Source organism: Methylobacterium sp. W2 (assembly GCF_020662345.1).
In the GTDB taxonomy this organism is placed as follows: domain Bacteria; phylum Pseudomonadota; class Alphaproteobacteria; order Rhizobiales; family Beijerinckiaceae; genus Methylobacterium.
This window is the reverse complement of the sequence record NZ_VMOA01000010.1, coordinates 24905-41709: the sequence shown is the minus strand read 5'-3', so window position 1 is coordinate 41709 and position 16805 is coordinate 24905. Positions and strand designations below refer to the sequence as shown.

At 67.0% G+C, this 16805-nt stretch carries 17 protein-coding genes and 1 tRNA gene; 8 read left to right on the top strand and 10 right to left on the bottom strand.

The window, feature by feature from the left end; genetic code table 11:
• Positions 1 to 168 precede the first annotated feature (168 nt).
• Positions 169 to 918 carry an SDR family oxidoreductase gene (locus FPV16_RS07505; protein WP_227437559.1) on the bottom strand — a complete coding sequence of 250 codons (750 nt, stop codon included), beginning with the start codon at positions 916 to 918 and terminating at the stop codon, positions 169 to 171.
• A gap of 101 nt (positions 919 to 1019) precedes the next feature.
• Between FPV16_RS07505 and FPV16_RS07500 the strand changes: the two genes are divergently transcribed.
• Together FPV16_RS07500 and FPV16_RS07495 are read left to right on the top strand one after the other, a co-directional pair.
• The gene (locus FPV16_RS07500) at positions 1020 to 2075 is read left to right on the top strand and encodes a LysR family transcriptional regulator (RefSeq protein WP_227437557.1); all 1056 of its coding nucleotides are present in this window, start codon (positions 1020 to 1022) and stop codon (positions 2073 to 2075) included.
• 39 nt (positions 2076 to 2114) lie between these two features.
• Positions 2115 to 2624, top strand: a complete 510-nt coding sequence (locus FPV16_RS07495) for a DUF1993 domain-containing protein (protein WP_319802224.1) — start codon at positions 2115 to 2117, stop codon at positions 2622 to 2624.
• 51 nt (positions 2625 to 2675) lie between these two features.
• On the opposite strand, the gene FPV16_RS26395 is transcribed toward FPV16_RS07495, so the two are convergent.
• The 3 genes from FPV16_RS26395 to htpG form a co-directional block, all read right to left on the bottom strand.
• Complete coding sequence (locus tag FPV16_RS26395; RefSeq protein ID WP_227437553.1) at positions 2676 to 2891, bottom strand: SDR family oxidoreductase; 216 nt, start codon at positions 2889 to 2891, stop codon at positions 2676 to 2678.
• Positions 2892 to 3072: 181 nt separating this feature from the next.
• Positions 3073 to 3162: transfer RNA gene (locus tag FPV16_RS07485), tRNA-Ser, on the bottom strand.
• Between the two features lie 100 nt (positions 3163 to 3262).
• Positions 3263 to 5098 carry a molecular chaperone HtpG gene (gene htpG / locus FPV16_RS07480; protein WP_227437551.1) on the bottom strand — a complete coding sequence of 612 codons (1836 nt, stop codon included), beginning with the start codon at positions 5096 to 5098 and terminating at the stop codon, positions 3263 to 3265.
• Positions 5099 to 5278: 180 nt separating this feature from the next.
• Between htpG and FPV16_RS07475 the strand changes: the two genes are divergently transcribed.
• From FPV16_RS07475 to FPV16_RS07465, 3 genes are all read left to right on the top strand, one after another.
• The gene (locus FPV16_RS07475) at positions 5279 to 5581 is read left to right on the top strand and encodes a hypothetical protein (protein ID WP_227437549.1); all 303 of its coding nucleotides are present in this window, start codon (positions 5279 to 5281) and stop codon (positions 5579 to 5581) included.
• Positions 5582 to 5716: 135 nt separating this feature from the next.
• The gene (locus FPV16_RS07470; RefSeq protein WP_227437547.1) at positions 5717 to 6868 is read left to right on the top strand and encodes an FIST N-terminal domain-containing protein; all 1152 of its coding nucleotides are present in this window, start codon (positions 5717 to 5719) and stop codon (positions 6866 to 6868) included.
• Positions 6865 to 8208 carry a hybrid sensor histidine kinase/response regulator gene (locus FPV16_RS07465; RefSeq protein WP_227437545.1) on the top strand — a complete coding sequence of 448 codons (1344 nt, stop codon included), beginning with the start codon at positions 6865 to 6867 and terminating at the stop codon, positions 8206 to 8208. The genes FPV16_RS07470 and FPV16_RS07465 overlap by 4 nt, the downstream gene beginning before the upstream one ends.
• Before the next feature lie 26 nt (positions 8209 to 8234).
• On the opposite strand, the gene FPV16_RS07460 is transcribed toward FPV16_RS07465, so the two are convergent.
• The 6 genes from FPV16_RS07460 to FPV16_RS07435 all read right to left on the bottom strand — a co-directional run bounded on the left by FPV16_RS07460 (position 8235) and on the right by FPV16_RS07435 (position 13757).
• On the bottom strand, positions 8235 to 9425 hold the full coding sequence (locus tag FPV16_RS07460) for an SMP-30/gluconolactonase/LRE family protein (protein WP_227437543.1): 1191 nt from the start codon (positions 9423 to 9425) through the stop codon (positions 8235 to 8237).
• 32 nt (positions 9426 to 9457) lie between these two features.
• A complete protein-coding gene (locus FPV16_RS07455; protein ID WP_227437542.1) occupies positions 9458 to 10429 on the bottom strand; it encodes an SMP-30/gluconolactonase/LRE family protein in 972 nt (323 codons plus the stop codon).
• Positions 10430 to 10497: 68 nt separating this feature from the next.
• A complete protein-coding gene (locus FPV16_RS07450) occupies positions 10498 to 11700 on the bottom strand; it encodes an SMP-30/gluconolactonase/LRE family protein (protein ID WP_227437540.1) in 1203 nt (400 codons plus the stop codon).
• A 96-nt stretch (positions 11701 to 11796) separates the two neighbouring features.
• Positions 11797 to 12162 carry a response regulator gene (locus FPV16_RS07445; protein ID WP_027171809.1) on the bottom strand — a complete coding sequence of 122 codons (366 nt, stop codon included), beginning with the start codon at positions 12160 to 12162 and terminating at the stop codon, positions 11797 to 11799.
• A gap of 174 nt (positions 12163 to 12336) precedes the next feature.
• Positions 12337 to 12906: a hypoxanthine phosphoribosyltransferase gene (gene hpt / locus FPV16_RS07440; protein WP_227437538.1), complete on the bottom strand. Its 570-nt coding sequence runs from the start codon at positions 12904 to 12906 to the stop codon at positions 12337 to 12339.
• A 71-nt stretch (positions 12907 to 12977) separates the two neighbouring features.
• Entirely contained in the window at positions 12978 to 13757 is a 780-nt protein-coding gene (locus tag FPV16_RS07435; RefSeq protein WP_227437536.1) for a zinc-ribbon domain-containing protein, read from the bottom strand.
• A gap of 157 nt (positions 13758 to 13914) precedes the next feature.
• Between FPV16_RS07435 and ftsE the strand changes: the two genes are divergently transcribed.
• The 3 genes from ftsE to FPV16_RS07420 all read left to right on the top strand — a co-directional run bounded on the left by ftsE (position 13915) and on the right by FPV16_RS07420 (position 16535).
• A complete protein-coding gene (gene ftsE, locus FPV16_RS07430) occupies positions 13915 to 14613 on the top strand; it encodes a cell division ATP-binding protein FtsE (RefSeq protein ID WP_227437534.1) in 699 nt (232 codons plus the stop codon).
• Positions 14613 to 15578, top strand: a complete 966-nt coding sequence (locus FPV16_RS07425; protein ID WP_227437531.1) for a cell division protein FtsX — start codon at positions 14613 to 14615, stop codon at positions 15576 to 15578. The genes ftsE and FPV16_RS07425 overlap by 1 nt, the downstream gene beginning before the upstream one ends.
• 270 nt (positions 15579 to 15848) lie before the next feature.
• Positions 15849 to 16535, top strand: a complete 687-nt coding sequence (locus tag FPV16_RS07420; protein WP_227437530.1) for a YdcF family protein — start codon at positions 15849 to 15851, stop codon at positions 16533 to 16535.
• Positions 16536 to 16805 lie beyond the last annotated feature (270 nt).

Below are 16805 nucleotides of genomic sequence, written 5' to 3'. Positions count from 1 at the left end.
GGTTCCGCACCGACGGGCTGGTCTGCCTGATCCGGCGTGGACCCGCTGCACCTCGAAAGCGCCACCCAACGACTGCTTTCGGAAGAGGTTGGATCCGAGATTTACTGGGACATTGGGTCAGAGACGGAACATCCGCTTGCGAACGTCGCGCTATCTTCCGCTCAAGGATCAGACCAAGCGTGAGCCGCCGTCGATGTGCAAGGTCTCTCCGTTCATGAAACCGTTGGCCATGAGGAAGACGACAGCCGCGCCGGCCTCATTGGCCGTACCGAGGCGCCGCTGCGGAAGCTTCTCGGAAAGGGCAGCGACGTAGGCGTCGCGGTTCGCGCCGAGCGTGCGGGCTAGGAGCGGCGTGTCGGTCGTGCCGGGCGAGAGGGTGTTGAAGCGCACCGGCGCCATCTCCAGCACGAGGCCCCGGGCAAGCGCTTCCATCGCAGCCGACGCCGATGCCAGCACGGCGGTGCCCTGGGCGCTCGGACGATCCGCCAGCGCGCCGGAGATGAACGTGACCGACCCGTTCCTGGAAAGCCGGTCGCCGAGGGCGCGAAGAGTATGAATTGCCGCCCAGATCCGTTCGTCGAAAGCGCGCTTCAGGTACTCGACTTCGGCCTTCAGGACCTTGCCGGCGACGAAGCTGCCGGCAAGCAGGACGAGATGGTCGACATGCGGGATGTCGGCAAGCGCTTGTGCAATGGTCTCGTCCCTGGTCACGTCGGCTGCGCGCCAGCCATCGAGGCCGTTCTCGGTGGCGACCCGCTCGGCGCCCTCCGGGTTGAACCCGACGACGATGACCTTCGCTCCGGCGGCCTTGGCCTGGATCGCGGCGGCGAGGCCGATGCCGGAGGTGCCGCCGAAGATGACGACGGTACGGTCCCGCAGAGTGGAAGGTGTGGGCATGGTATGGGCGGGCTGGCTCATGATCGGAGTCCCTCAACCGGCACCGATGCGGCGCCGATGACCCGAAGGTAGACCTGCGTCCTTGGCTTGATAATTCGCCCCTTTGGCGTTTCACTCGTGCCATGACGGAACAGATCGGCATCGACAGGCTCACGGGCATCATTGCTTTCGCCCGGGCGGGTTCACTCGGGAGCTATACTGCGGCCGCTCGTGCGCTCGGGATCTCGCCATCGGCGGTGAGCAAGAGCATCCAGCGCCTGGAGCAACGGCTCGGGTTGCGCCTTTTCCACCGTACCACGCGCTCCCTGACGCTGACTCCGGAAGGTCGAGACCTCCACGAGCGAGCCCTCGGATTGCTTCGGGCCGCCGAGGAGATCGAGCAGATGGCCGCGGCGGCTCGCTCGGAACCGGCCGGTACCCTGAAGGTCACTGCACCGCTGCCGATCGGACTCCACATCCTGGCGCCGGCCCTGTCGCGATTCCGCGAACGCTATCCGAGGCTGATGGTGGATCTGCGTCTCGGAGACGGGTTCGCCGATCTGATCGAGGAGGGCATCGACGTGGCCATCCGCGTCGGCGACCTCGGCGACAGCCGCCTGATCTCACGCCACCTGGCGCCGCATCGCGTCTGCGCCTTCGCCGCGCCGACCTATCTGGCGCGGCATGGCATCCCGCGGCATCCGGACGAGCTCGTCGGCCACGCTTGCGTGAACTTTAGGTTCCAGAGCTCGGGTCAGGTGCTGCGCTGGCCCTTCCGGATCGGGGACCGTGTCGTGGACATCGTGCCGAACGCCGGGATTGTCACCGACGTCAGCGACGCCGTCGCGGCCATCCTGGTCACCGGCGGCGGGATCGGCATCTCGCCCACCTACCTGGCGGCGACCCATGTCGAGCGAGGCGACCTCATCCCGGTTCTGCATGACTACGCCGTCGACCGGCACGCGATCACCGCCTTGTGGCCGGAGAGCCGCCGGGGAAACCCGAACGTGAAGGCGTTCCTGACCTTCCTCGGAGAGATCTTCCAGACGCCGGCGCCTTGGGACGTGACCGTGGCCAATCGGGCTGCGGGGATCTCCTCAGGGACCTCAGGGGCCGGTGCCGAACCGCACGGGGGCGAAGGTCCACCGCCTCCGGTCGATCAGTTTGGCGTCGAAGGCCCGGTAAACCCATTGCCCTGATTGGGATAAGCGGCCTAGCTGGCTGCCATGAGCACCAGCATGCACGACGTCAGCGTTCCGATCTTCGTCAACGGACTGCGCAACATGAGCGCCTGGCTCGACAAGGCGGCGTCCGAAAAGCCGGAGGCCGAGCTTCTCGCCGGACGTCTCGCACCCGACATGCGGGCCTTGCCGGCCCAATACCAGATGGCATCCGACAGTGCGAAGAACGCGGTGGCTCGTCTCGCCGGCATCGAAGCGCCTTCGATGCCGGACACCGAGGCCAGCTTCACCCAACTCAAGGAGCGTTGCGCACTGACGATCAGTTTCGTCGAAAGCGTCGATCTGACCGCGCTGGCATCGAGCGCCGAGCGCGAGGTGGTGCTCAACTTTCCCAACGGCACGGGCTATCGCTTTACGGGACAAGCCTACCTGACAGGCTTCGCGTTGCCGAACTTCTTCTTCCACGTCACGACCGCCTACGCGATCCTTCGCGCATCCGGCGTGACCCTCGGCAAGCCGGATTTCCTCCGCCACCTCGGGCCGCCCACCTTCGGACCCGACCAGTAGGCTACAAATGGGGGACAGTCGAAATGACCGCCCCCTGGGAAATGTCGCCGATTAGAGGACGGGCATCCTGCCCGCCACGGTGACCAGGGAACCTGGGGTATAGCTGCTCTTGTCCGACGCCAGCATCACGTAGGCCGAGGCGAGATCGGCCGGCTGGCCCTGGCGGCCGAACGGCACCTTCGAACCGAACTGGCCTACCCCCATTCGGTGGCGCGGGTTCGAAGTTAGTGCATCGTCGGTTGTGTGACGATGGCAGGTCAAGGTCATGCGACACTATCGTGGAGGGTCGGATTTTTCCAAGCGACCTCGATTATCCACTGCGCCCAGACGCAAAAACCTAAGCCATTGAAAAACAACGCACACGGACCTCGAGAGCCCTGTGATGGTGTTTTTAGACCCCCATTCGACGCTGGAATGGCGCATTTATGGTGTCAATGACGGGGCTTAGTGGCGGAGAGGGGGGGATTCGAACCCCCGATGGGCTTGCACCCATGCCGCATTTCGAGTGCGGTACAATCAACCGCTCTGCCACCTCTCCGCGGGGCGCCTCGATGAGACGGAGGCTCGTTAACACGAGTTCGATCAGAATCACAAGTCGGGAGCGCACAAAGAATGCGCTCCCGTCGAACGTTGCGGGCTCAGGCGCCCGAGGCCAGGGCCGCGGCGACCTTGCGGGCGAAGCCGACCGGATCGCGGGGAGTGTCGCCGTCCTGGATGCGGGCGAGGTCGACGAGGGTGCCGGCGGCCTCTGTCACGTCCTCCCCGGCCTCGGCCCTCGCTCCGAGGGAGGCGATCAGCGGATGGCGCGGGTTGATCTCGAGGATCGGCAATCCGCCCGATCCGCGCCCGGCCCGGCGCAGGAGGCGCTGCATCTGCAGGTCGGGCCCGCTGCCCGAAGCCGAGAGCACCACGGCGCTCTCCACCAGCCGGTCGGTGGCGCGGACATCGGCCACATCCTTGGCCAGCGCCGCCTTGAGGGCGGCGATGAGGGCATCGACCGGGGCCGGCGCCTCGGCGGCCTCATCCTCCGCGGCAGCGATCTTCGAGAGGTCGAGGCCGCCCTGTGTCACCGAACGCAGCGGCTTCTCGTCGAAGCGGCCGAGTTGCTCGGGCCAGAACGCGTCCACATGGTCGGAGAGCAGCAGCACTTCGATGCCGCGCGCGCGAAACCCTTCGAGTTGGGGCGAGGCCGCGAGCGCGTCGGCATCGTCGGCTACGAGGTAATAGATCGCCTCCTGGCCGTCCTTCATGCGTGAGACGTAATCAGGCAGCGAGGTCCAGCCCTCCACCGCCGAGGAGCGGAAGCGCAGGAGCGGGGCGATCTCGCCGCGGCGTTCGTAATCCTCGTAGATGCCCTCCTTGAGGATGGGCCCGAAATTCTCCCAGAAGGACTGATAGCCCTCCGTATCCTTGGCGCGGGTGCCGAGTTCGGAGAGGACGCGGCCGGTGACCGCGCGGCGGATCTTGGTGAGGACCGGCGTCGCCTGCAGCATCTCGCGGGAGACGTTGAGGGGCAGGTCCTCCGTGTCGACGACGCCCTGGACGAAGCGCAGCCAGGTCGGCAGCAACTCGGCCTCGTCGGTGATGAACATGCGCCGGACATGGAGCCGGACCTTGCTCGCGCGTTCGCCTTCCACCGCCTGGAACGGCTTCATGCCGGGGATGAACAGCAGCGCCGAGAATTCGAGCGCGCCCTCCGCCCGCCAATGCAGGGTCGCCCAAGGCTCGTCGAAGTTCATGCCGACATGGCGGTAGAACTCGGTGTACTGCTCCGGGGTGACCTCGGATTTCGACTTGCGCCACAGGGCCGTGCCCTGGTTCGCGGTCTCGGTCTTGCCCTCTGAGACGATGGCCACCGGCACGGTGATGTGATCGGCCCATTTGCGCACGACGTGATCGAGGCGGTAGCTCTCCAGATACTCGTCGGCATCCTCCTTGAGATGGAGGACGATGTCGGTGCCGGGCTCGTCGCGTGTCACCTGTTCCAGGGTGTAGCTGCCGTGGCCGTCCGAGGCCCAGGTCCAGGCTTCGTCGGAACCGGCGCGCCGCGAAGTGACGGTGACGCGGTCGGCCACCATGAAGGCGGAGTAGAAGCCCACGCCGAACTGGCCGATCAGGCTGGGCTTGTCCTCGGCCTTCGCGTCTCCGAGCGACTGGCTGAAGGCGCGGGTGCCCGAGCGGGCGATGGTGCCGAGGTTCTGCGCCAGTTCGGATTTTGTCATGCCGATGCCGGGATCGGAGATCGTCAGCGTGCGCACGGCCTTATCGGGGGTGATCGTCACCTTCGCGTCGGCCGGAGGGGCCGAGACCGACTGCGTCAACGCCTCGAAGCGGCGCCGGTCCAGGGCATCGGCGGCGTTGGCCACCAGCTCGCGCAGGAAGATTTCGCGATCGGAGTAGAGGGCGTGGACCACGAGGTCCAGCAGCCGGCCGACCTCGGCACCGAATTCGTGCCGTTCCAGGGTATCGCTCAAGGGTTTGCCTCCGGGGATCGAACGGTGCGCGATATGACCCCTGCGGCGGGGAAATTCAATGTCGGCAAGTAGACGTCGCCTCCCGGCGCGCAGCCGACAGGGGCTGACGCCTGGTCCGTGCAACCTTGTCCGCTCTCGGGCGTAGCCGTGTCTGACTCACCACGCTCGGAGACGACGACGATGGAACCGATGAAGCCCATGGCACCCATGAAGCCCATGGAACCGATGAAACCCATGTCCGGCGGCGAGGCCTGGTGGCCGCAGGAGCTGGGCCAGCCCTCCACCAGCGGTGGCCAGAACGGGATGCGCTACGCGTTCTTCCCCGATGCGCGCCGTCTCGTCATCGACACCGACGGCAAGCGCACGACCTACGATACCGGCGATCATCAGATCAGCGGCGTCTCTCAGAGCAACGGCTCGGCGCCGACCTTCTCGTCCCGCCAGGGCGACGTCTCGGTGCAAGACCTCAAGACGGTGAATTGAGCCCATAAGGCGGCGCTCGCAAGCGCCGCCATTGCGCCCGGCCTGACGCACCGACATACTTCTCCGACATGACGTCAAGGCGTAAAGCCGACGCATGATGCCGGGGGGTGTGGAGCGGTGAAGGGGGACACGCGGATGCGTGGGCATCTGTGCGGGATCAGGACCGCCTGGACGGTTGCCGCGACGGCGGCCGAGGCGGTGGCAGATGTCGCCGCCGGCATCGGTTCATCCCGCCTCTCGCATCTGCTCGCCTTCTTCTCTCCCGATTACCTCGTCGACGACCTGAACACCGCCCTCGCGGGCGCCTTCCCCGGCACACCCATCACCGGATGCACCATGTCGGGCGGCATCTGCCCGGCGGGAGGACTGGAGCGCGGTCTCGTGGTGGTGGCGTTCCCCGAAAAGGGCTTTCGTGTCGTCTCGGCGATCCTCGCTGCCATCGACCATCTCGACGTGGCGCGCACGGCCTCGTCCGTCCGCGCCCTGCGGCGGATCCTGGAGACGGAATCCCCGGATTCCGCACCGAGCCGGCGCTTCGCCCTGTGCTTCATCGATGGCCTCGCCAATGCGGAGGAGACGGTGGTTTCGGCCATCGCCTGGGCGCTGGACGGCATCCCCCTGGTCGGCGGGTCGGCCGGCGACGATTTGAGCTTTCGCGAGACGGTGCTGCTCCACGAAGGCGCGATCCATCGCCGGGCGGCAGTGGTGGTGCTGGTGGAGACGGATTATCCGTTCCAGATCTTCAAGAGCGATCATTTCGAGCCGACGGCCACAAAGTTCGTGGTCACGGCCTCCGACGACGAACAGCGCATCGTCCACGAGTTGAATGCCGAGCCCGCCGCCCGCGAATACGCCATGGCGGTAGGGCTCGACCCGGAAGCGCTGACGCCGATGAGCTTTGCCGCCTATCCTCTCGCGGTGAAGGTCGGGGGCGAGTATTTCTGCCGCTCGATCCGGCGGATGAACGCCGATGGCTCCCTGAGCTTCTTCTGCGCCATCGACGAGGGCGTCGTGCTTACCCTGGCCCGGCCGCGCGACATCGTGGAGACCACCCGCAGCGAACTCAGTCGCGTCGAAGCGGCACTCGGGGGGATCGATCTCATCATCGGCTTCGACTGCATCCTGCGCCGCCTCGATGCGGAGAGCCGGCAGGTCCGCCAGGGCATCTGCGATCTTTATCGCCGCTATGACGTGGTCGGGTTCGAGACCTATGGCGAGCAGTACCGGGCGATGCACCTCAACCAGACCTTCACCGGCATCGCCATCGGCCGGCCGCCCGATTCATGACGGCCGGCTCTCCCAGCGTCGGCGACGAAGAGGCCCGCCGCCGCATCGCCAAACTGGAGCGTATCAACGCGGCACTCATGGCGCATGTGGAGCGCACTATGGACCAACAGGGGGGCGCCTATTCGCTGTTTCAGACCGCGATCATGCTCGAGGGCCGGGTTCGCTCCCGCACCGAGGAACTGACCGGCCTGATGCACAGCCTGGAGCGCTCCAACGCCGCGTTGGTCGCGGCCAAGGAGGAGGCCGAGACCGCCAACCGCTCGAAGACCCGTTTCCTCGCCGCCGCCGGGCACGACCTGCTGCAGCCGCTCAATGCCGCACGCCTCTCGGCCTCCGCCCTGTCGGACATGCCGCTCGGCCCGGAAGCTCTGGCGATGTCGGGGCAGGTGGAACGGGGCCTGCAGACCATCGAAGACCTGATCAAGACCCTGCTCGACATCTCCAAGCTCGATGCCGGCATCGTCCGCCCGGTCATCCGGCCGGTGACTCTTGGCGATCTGCTCGACGGGATCGCGGCCAGCTTCATGCCGATGGCCGAGCGCAAGGGCCTGCGCCTCGCGGTCCGCTGCCCGGAGATCCGGGTGGACAGCGACCCGATCCTGCTTCGGCGCATCCTGCAGAACCTCGTCTCCAACGCGATCCGCTATACCGACCGGGGCGGCGTGCTGATCGCCGCGCGCCGGCGCGGTCGGCTGTGCCGCATCGAGGTGATCGATACCGGCTGCGGCATCGCGGAGAGCGAGCGCCATCTCGTCTTCGAGGAATTCTACCGGGGCGGCGCGGGGGGTGACGAGGGCGAGCCGGGACTCGGCCTCGGCCTTTCCATCGTCCAGCGCATGGCCACGGCCCTCGACCATGCCCTCGTCCTCACTTCGCGGCTCGACCATGGTACGCGGGTCAGCCTGTCCGTGCCCATCGGCGCCTCCGGGACTGAAACCATGGCCGGCCCCGAGCCCATCGCGACGCGGTTGACCGGGGCCCGCGTCCTCATCGTCGAGAATGACCCGGCCACCGCCGATGCCCTGAAGCGTCTGCTGCAGAATTGGGATGCGGAGGTCAGCGCCCATCGCGACCTTGCGGGCGTGGTCGAGCGCGTCGCCGCCGGGCAGCCCCCGCCGGACGTCCTGATCCTGGACTACCACCTCGATCACGGCGCCCGCGGCCTCGATGTCGCGAGCTACCTGCGCGGCGTGACCCGCTCGGCCCTGCCGGTCATCGTGACCACCGCCGACCATTCGCCCGGGATCGAGGCCGAAGTGGCGATGATCGGCGCCGAATTGATGCACAAACCGATCAAGCCGGCGCAGCTGCGTGCCCTCCTCACTCACATGCTTGGCTGATCATACGACCGGGCGGGGACGCCGTATCAGGCCGGGTCGGCGTCGATGCGCATCCTGAGGATGGCGTAGGGAGGCTGCCGCATGTCGCGGCCGTTGTTGTAGTCCGGGCTCCGATTGACCTGCGCGGCGGTGATGTAGAGCCAACGGTCAGGGGTGATCCAGAACGTGTCGGCCCAGATCAGCCGGGGATCGGTGGCGAGGATGGTGACGGTGCCGTCGGTCTCGCGCCGGCCGACCGCGTTATGCTCCTGCAGGGCGAGATACACGCGGTCCTTCGAATCCGCGATGAGGCCGCCAGTCATACCCTTCTCGCCGAGATCCTCCACGGCGGCGGCGACCTCGGCATCGGACACCGCCGGGTCGAGGAGCAGAGCGGTCTCCACCGCATAGAGCCGCCGGCCCATGAGGGGCGCGTAGTAGAGGCGTCGGCCGTCGGGGCTGAGGGCAATGCCGTTGGCGCCACCCTGCACCGGGCGCGGCGGCCCTTCGGCCTTTCGCTGGAGGATCTGGCGGTTCTCGACGATCTTGACGATGCCTTTTTGGGATTCGGTGCTGGCATGCTCGGCGAGGCGCCGGACGACGCGGCCGCTGGCGAGGTCCACCGCCAGGATCGCGCCGTGCCCGTCCTGGCCCTGGTCGGTGATGAAGGCCACCGCCCGGCCGTCGCGGATATCGACTCGCAGGTCGTTGAGCGAGGAGGTCGCGGTGACGGCGGCCTCCAGCGGAACGACGCGGACGATGCGGTTGCTGGTGAGATCGATCTGGACGAGCTTGGCACCACCCGGCATGGGCGGGCCCGCGCCGTCCGGCAGTCCGGCATCAAGAACCCAGAGCTTGTCGTCCCGGTCCATCACCCCATTGGGGACATGCAGCAGACGGGTCTGGGCGTGCTTCGCATCGGGCTGGTTGGTGGTCTCGTCGGGATAGGGCGCCACGCTCCCATCCGGCATGACTTCGCCGAGGGTGAAGGGCACCTTGGCGTTGAAGCGCGGCATCATCACGAAGATGCGGCCGCTCCGCGACACGGTGAGGCCAGTGGGGTTCGAGGGCGCATCCGCCGCCATGGCGAGTTCAAGTCCCGGCACCCCTGGATCGCTGGCAACCGTCTTGCCGGATGCCGTAGGGGGGGAGCCTCCCTCAGCCGCGGAGGCTTGGCTGCTCAGGGAGGCAAATCCGGCGAGGCCGGCCGCCAGCATGTCACGTCGAGCGAGGGTCATGTATGCTGCAATCCTGGAGAAAATGAAATCGGTCAGCCGGCTTTTGCCGCGCCCCGGACCTTGAGATCGATGGCGGCCACCACGGAGCCGGCCGAGATGAAGAGGCGATGCCCGTCCGCCCCACCGAACTCGACGTTGGAGGCCGGCGTCGCCGTGGCGATCCGGCCGAGCAGCGTCCCGTCGGGCAGGTAGATGCGCACGCCGTCGGCACAGGCGGCGTAGATCCGCCCGGCCTCATCAATGGCGAGACCGTCCGGAGCACCGGCATCGAGCGAGGCGACGACCCGTGGCTCGCCGAGGCGCCGGTCCTTCACAGGGAAGGCGAGGATGGCGCGCGCGCCTTCCGCATTGTCCAGGGCGGCACTGGTCTCCGTGACGTAGAGCGTGTGGCCGTCGGGCGCGAAGGCGATGCCGTTGGGCTGGCCGACGGCATCGGTCATGCCCTGGACCTCGCCGGCCGGATCGATCCGATAGACCCGCCTCGCAGATTGGACCGGCACCGCCTGAATACCTTCATCCGGTACCGTGATGCCGAAGACGGGATCGGTGAACCAGATCGCTCCGTCCAGCGCGAGCGCCGCGTCGTTGGGCGAGTTCAGGGGCTTGCCGCCATAAGAATCTGCCAGCACCGTCATCGTCCCGTCAGGCTCGCGGCGGACGACGCGACGGGTCCGGTGCTCGCAGGTGACGAGACGTCCTTCGGCATCGAGGATGTTGCCGTTCGCATTGTTGGACGGATCGCGGAACGGCGTCACTCGGCCGTTCTCCCCAATCACCAGCATGCGGTTCGACCGCACGTCGCTGACGATGAGGCCCCCGAGATGCGGCGCCCAGCACAGGCCTTCGCACCACCGACCCTCGTGATAGAGGGTCACCGGCCGGGCGGACGGATCGACCAGTTCGGCGAACCGGGGATCGTCCGAACGAAGGATCGGAGCCGCTGAGGCGTGGCCGCTCCAGAGACCGGATGCGGCAAGGCCGTAGAGGATGTCGCGTCGGCGCATGGAAAAGCTCGTGACGGAGGGCGGCGGCAATGCCCGGCCGGTCTCGCCGACAGGCCGGGCCTTCGGTCTCAGCGGGCGGATGGGCTCATCGAGCCGGTGGCATCGCTCGCCGAGGGCTTGATGCTCCACAGGTCGGTGGGCAGGGCCGCAGGGGCGTCGGGTTTGTAGAAGGCCGAATCCTGGATGCGTGAGGTCGTCACGTAGAGGGTTCCGTCCGGTCCCTCGGCAAAGGTGTCGGGCCAGCGCAGGCGCTTGTCCTGCACCAGTGTCGTGAGGGCGGAGCCCTTGGCGGACAAATCGCGGACCTTGATCGAATCGTCCTGGGGCGAGGTGACGTACATCCGCCCATCCTTGCGCGAGATGATGAGGCCATCCGCCGGGCCGTTCTCGCCCACCGTCTCCACCTTGCCCGAGAGGCTCCTGTCGCTGAGTGCCTCCGGCACGAGCGACGACGTCAGCCAGCCGGTGAGCGCGGAGGTCGGCAGGCTGTAGAGGGTCCGCCCCTTGATCGCTTGCCAGTAGAGGGTGCCGCCATCGGGCGAGAGGGCGATGCCGTCGGCAGCGAATTCCACGCCGCGCCCATCGGGACGCTTCAGGGGCTTGCCCTCGTAGGTCACGGTCACCGTCTTGTCGGGCTGGGTCGTCGGATCGCCGTCGAGGAGGCGGCGGGCCTTGCCGCTGGCGAGATCGACCACGACGAGGGCACCACTCGCGCCCGAGTCGGTGATGTAGGCCGTCTTTCCATCCGGTGAGAAGCGGACGTCGTTGAGGTAAGAGCCTTGCGGGGCCACCGCCTCGTCGAAGGCGATGGTGCGGGCGGGCCTGTTGGTCTTGAGGTCGATCTCCACGAGCTTCGGCCCGTTCTTCACCACCGCCGCCATGGCGGGCGCGGCCGGATCGAGCACCCAGAGATTGCCGTCCGGGCTGGCCACCACGCTCTGGACGCAGATCCAATGGTCACCGGCTGAGACCTCGTCCTTGCGCGCATTGCGCCACGCGTTCCACTCCGCATCGGGGAAAGGTGTGATCCGGCCGTCCTTCACCTCGGCGACCGAGACGGCGCTGTCCTCGGTCCAGCGCGGGAAATTGACGAAGACGCGGCCGTCCTTGGAGACGGTGACGCCGGTGACCTGATGCTCGAAGCTCGCCACTTTGGTGAGTGTGCCGGCGGCGGGACCCGCCTGGGCTTCAGCCCCAACGGCCCCAGTGACGATCGTGCCGGAAAGGAGCACCGCCGTCAGGGCGGCGCGGGTCGTCGTCGATGACATCATGGGGCACTCGTCGCGAGGAAAGGAGGAAACACTCCCTTCAGCAACGCAAGGACCCGCGGCCAAGCTTCATAGAAATTTTGCGGCCGTGCGGCCGGTTCAGGCGGCGAGCGCGCGTTTCACCGTCGAGCGCAGGTCCGCCAGCGAGAAAGGCTTCGTCAGCACGTCGGTGACGATGGCGTCGAGGCCACGGGCCCGCTCGCGCTGGTCGGCGAACCCCGTCATCAGGAGGATGGTCAAGTCGGGAAAATCGCGCTTGGCTGCGAGAGCGAGAGCGATGCCGTCCATCAGCGGCATGCGGATATCGGTGAGCATCAGATCGAATGCGCCATCCGCCTCCGTCAGTCGATCGAGCCCGTCGCTCCCGTCCGACGCCGTCACGACGGAATGCCCGTCGATTTCCAGGCCCCGCTTCAGGAAGCCGCGCACGGGCTCTTCATCGTCAACGAGGAGGATTCGTGCCATCAACTCTTTATCTCTTCTGGATCGCCCAGACTGCGCTTTGACCTCGCCTCGATGTCAAGCGCTGTTTTGCATCAAATAATACGCAAATGTTCCGCGATACCCGGTCGCACGCAATTGTCGCCCTAAAGTCACGGGTGTGTCTGATCGTCTGCTTCGCTTGCCTGGAGTCCGGGCTCAGGTGCCGCCGAACAGATCCGGCTCGCTGCTCACGTGGTCGACCAGGCCGACGAAGGGGAGCTGCCTGTATTCGTGGGCGACATCCATGCCATAGCCCACCACGAACACATCGGGGCAGGTGAATCCGACGAAATCGGCATCGATGGTCACAGCCCGTTTGCCCGGCTTCTCCAGCAGGACGGCGGTCAAAACCCGCTTGGCGCCGCGCGCCATGAGCAGGTCCTTGGCGAAGACGACGGTGCGTCCGGATTCCAGGATGTCGTCCACGAGGAGGACGTCGCGGCCGCGAACCTCGCTCTCCACGTCGCGCAGGATCTCCACCTGCCCCGAGGACACCGTGCCGCTGCGATAGCTCGACAGGTGGATGAACTCGACCTGCGGCGACAGGCCGGAGCGGTGCAGCGCCCTCAGCAGGTCGGCCGCGAACATGAAGCTTCCCTTGAGAACCGCCACGACGAGGAGATTCTCGGGCTTGGCCGCGACGATGGCCGCGGCCAGCTCCTCGTTGCGGTTCGCGATAGCGGTTTCGTCGAAGAGGACGCGCACGCGTCGGGTCGGACTAGTCATGCGATCTCCCTATCACGAGCGGACGCGGCTGGCATCGGATTTCGCTCGAAGGGACGCTCGATGGCGCACATTTAGCGTGTCGCATCCGCCTCGGGCATCCCGCGTTCCGGCGCGAATCCGACCTTGATCGTGCGCCCCTGCGCCGGAGGAGCCGACAAACTCGCCCGGAACCGGGCCGTCTCGCGATCCTCAAGACTGGAGCGAGGCGGCGCCACGGTCCAGCGGTAGATGGTCTGGTCCCGCCCGTCCCGCACCTCCACCTCGATCGGTGGCACCGGTACTGTGCCGCCCGCTACGCCGACGATGTCACCCTCGACGATGAGTTGGGAGGCAGCACCCTCGCCCTGGGTCTGGAATGCCGCAAGATCGCGGATCTCGATGCCGCGCAGGTTCACCGGCATGCCGATCCGGGCATAGAGCGCGGCGCTCTGGGGCATGGCTCGCACCACGGTGCTGCGCGCGAGAAGCGCCAGGGGAATGCCCGCCAGCAGGGCGAGCCCGAAGGCGGCGGCCGGCGACGGGGCGCCCCATCGCTTCTTCGGCGGAATCCGCCCGCGGGCCTTGCGGACCGGGTTATCCTCAGGCTCCGGATCCACCGCTGCGGACTGAGCCTCCTCGGCCAGTGCCGCTTCCCATGCATCGAGATCGGCCTGCGCCTCGCCGCGCCCTTCCACCGAGCCCATCGCCGCTTGAATTTCGGCCATCTCCTCGGCCAGCGCCGCGGCGACCTCGTCGGGTGAGATGAACCAGGTTTCGCGACAGGCGGCGCAGCGCACCGAGCGGCCTTCGACGCCGACCCTGTCGGTGGCGATGTCGTATTCGCTTGCGCAGGACGGACAGACGATCAGCATGGCGACATGGCGCCTCGAATTCGCGATCGGCAGTTGCCGGTTCGGTGAAAAAGACTCACACCGTCATCGCCGAGAGCGGTTAATCCTTCATGAAGCAGCAGAATGGGAGCACACGCTTGTCAGCAGAATTGGGCATCGACGGATCTGGGCATCTCGCGTGACGGGTGACAGCCTCCTTTCGGGCGTCGAAGAGCCCGTTGTCCAGTTCGAGAATGTGGGCATGCGCTACGGCCTCGGGCCGGAAGTGCTGAGCGACGTGAGCTTCCAGATCGCCCCGCGCTCGTTCCAGTTTCTCACCGGTCCCTCCGGCGCGGGGAAGACCACTTTGCTGCGCTTGATCCTGCTCTCGGTGCGGCCGACGCGGGGGCTGGTCTCGGTGTTCGGACAGGAAGTCAGCGACATCTCCAACGAGGCGCTTACCGGCCTGCGCAGGCGGATGGGCATCGTATTCCAGGATTTCCGCCTGCTCGACCACCTGACCACCTACGAGAACGTCGCCCTGCCGCTGCGCGTCCAGGGCCGGTCGGAGACGAGCTACCGCGCCGAGGTGGTGGAACTCCTACGCTGGGTCGGTCTCGGCGAGCGCATGCACGTCCTACCGCCGCTTCTCTCGGGCGGCGAGAAGCAGCGCGCGGCGATCGCCCGCGCGCTCATCGCCCGGCCTGACCTTCTCCTCGCCGACGAACCCACCGGCAACGTCGATCCAGGCCTCGGCCGGCGGCTGCTGCGGCTTTTCATCGAACTCAACCGGCTCGGAACCTCGGTCCTGATCGCCACCCACGATTTCGCCCTGATGGACCTCGTCGACGCCCCCCGGCTCGTCCTGGGTCAGGGCCGGCTGCAGATCGAACGCTGATGGGCCAGGCAAGCCCACCCCCGCATCCCTCGCTACCTGTCGCACCCGATCAGGAGGCGCTTCCAGCGACCCTGCGACGCAACGCCCCCCTCGTCCCCACCGACTCGGCGGCGAGCCGGGCGCTCGCGGCCGTTATCGCGATCCTGACCTTCCTGGCGGCTCTCTGTGCCGGGGCAGCGGAGATCGTCGCCTCCAGCGCCGACCAGTGGCAGGGGAGCGTCGCGCAGGAGGTGACGATCCAGGTGAGGCCAAGCGCCGGCCGCGATATCGATGCCGACGTGGCCAAGGCCGACGCGCTGGCGAAAGCGACCCCCGGAATCGCTACGACGCGGATCTTCTCGAAGGCGGAGGCCGAACGCCTGCTCGAGCCCTGGCTCGGCAGCGGCCTCGACCTCTCCGACCTGCCGGTTCCGCGGCTCGTGACCCTGAAACTCGCGGATTCCCCCGCCCCCGACCTGAAGGGGCTGCGAAGTGCGCTCGGCGAAGCCATGCCGGGGGTGGCGAGCCTCGACGACCATGCCCTATGGCTTCAGCGGCTCTCGACCATGGCCAACACTTTCGTCGGCGTCGGCATCGGCATCGTCGCCCTCGTGCTGATCGCCACCGGCCTCGCCGTCGTGTTTGCCACGCGCGGCGCCATGGCGGGCAACCGGGAGGTGGTGGAGGTGCTGCACTTCGTCGGCGCGAACGACGATTTCATCGCTCGCGCCTTCCAGCGCCGCTTCTTCCGCCTCGGCCTGCGCGGGGGCGTCATTGGCTCGTGCCTGGCACTGGCGGTCTTCGCGCTAGCGGGACTGCTCGCCCAGCTCTGGCGGTCGGGGCCGGCCGGAGACGAGATCGAGGCCCTGTTCGGCGCCTTCCATATCGGCTGGCGTGGCTACGCCGCCGTCCTCCTCATCGGCGTCATCGCGTCAGTGGTCACCGGCATCGTATCGCGGCTGACGGTCCGGCGCTTCTTGCGCTGAACCTCGCTTTCGGCTGCGGGACACGTCCTCTCCCGTCCTTCAGCCTGACATCTCACGGATTTCGAACGTCGCCTCCGAATCGGGTTAACCATTCGTAAACCCTTGGAGGCGGAAGTATCGCCTCGCGGATGCCGCATTCGGCACTACCTTCGGAGAATGGCCACGCGGATGTCAGGACTTGGCACCACTCGCCCGCTGGAGGCGTTCGGTTGGGTCTGGCCACGCGGTTGGATGGAATCGTCGGTGCCCCCCGCACGGATCGCAAGGGTGATGTCTCCAAGACTGAAGCGCCTCGGCTATCTCGCCCTCGGCCTCGGTACCGTCGCCACCCTGGCGCTGGTCGCTGGGTTCCTGATCTTCGCCGAGTCAATTGCCCGCGACGAGCGCACGCTCGACGGCCGGGCGGACGGGATCGTGGTCCTCACGGGTGGCGCACAGCGTATCGGCGACGCCATCGACCTGCTTGCCGGCGGTTATGGCCGGCGCCTGCTGATCACCGGCGTCAACGAGCGCACGAGCCGCGACGAGATCGCCCGGCTCAACCCGAGCCAGCGCCACTGGATCGAGTGCTGCGTCGATCTCGATTACCGGGCACGCAACACGATCGGCAACGCCATCGAGACCCGGCGCTGGATGCGCCAGCACCGGTTCAACACCGTCGCGGTGGTCACCTCGAACTACCACATGCCCCGAACTCTGGTGGAGCTGGACCACGCGCTGATGGGCAAAGATCGCGTCCTTCCCCACCCCGTGATCGCGGAAGGCTTCGACGCCGATCGCTGGTGGCGTCACCCCGGAACGGCAAGGCTCATCGGCTCGGAATACCTGAAGTTCCTCGTCTCATGGGTGCGCACTCGGTTCGAGTCCGATCCGGAGCAATCCCGCGCGGCGATCATGATGGGACGCGGAAAGCCCATCAAGCTTGTCTCCGAGACGATCATGCGCGCGCAGTACTGACATCGCCCCTCAGCGTGAGGCGTGTCGCCCGATACGTAACGTAACGATCATCGCTCCGGCCCGCATCTGCGGAGCGATGGATATCGCGGCAGGATTTCGCCCTTTCCGGGACAGTATCCTGGGGCCGGCGTGACGAGCCAGATGCATCGCGCCGGGCGACGTATCAATCAGGTAGATGGTGGGTGTTCCGACGGGCGCGGGACGAATGCCGGTAGCGGTGGGAATGCCATATGTTCCATAGCCCCAGGCACTCGGAACCAACTCTGTGGG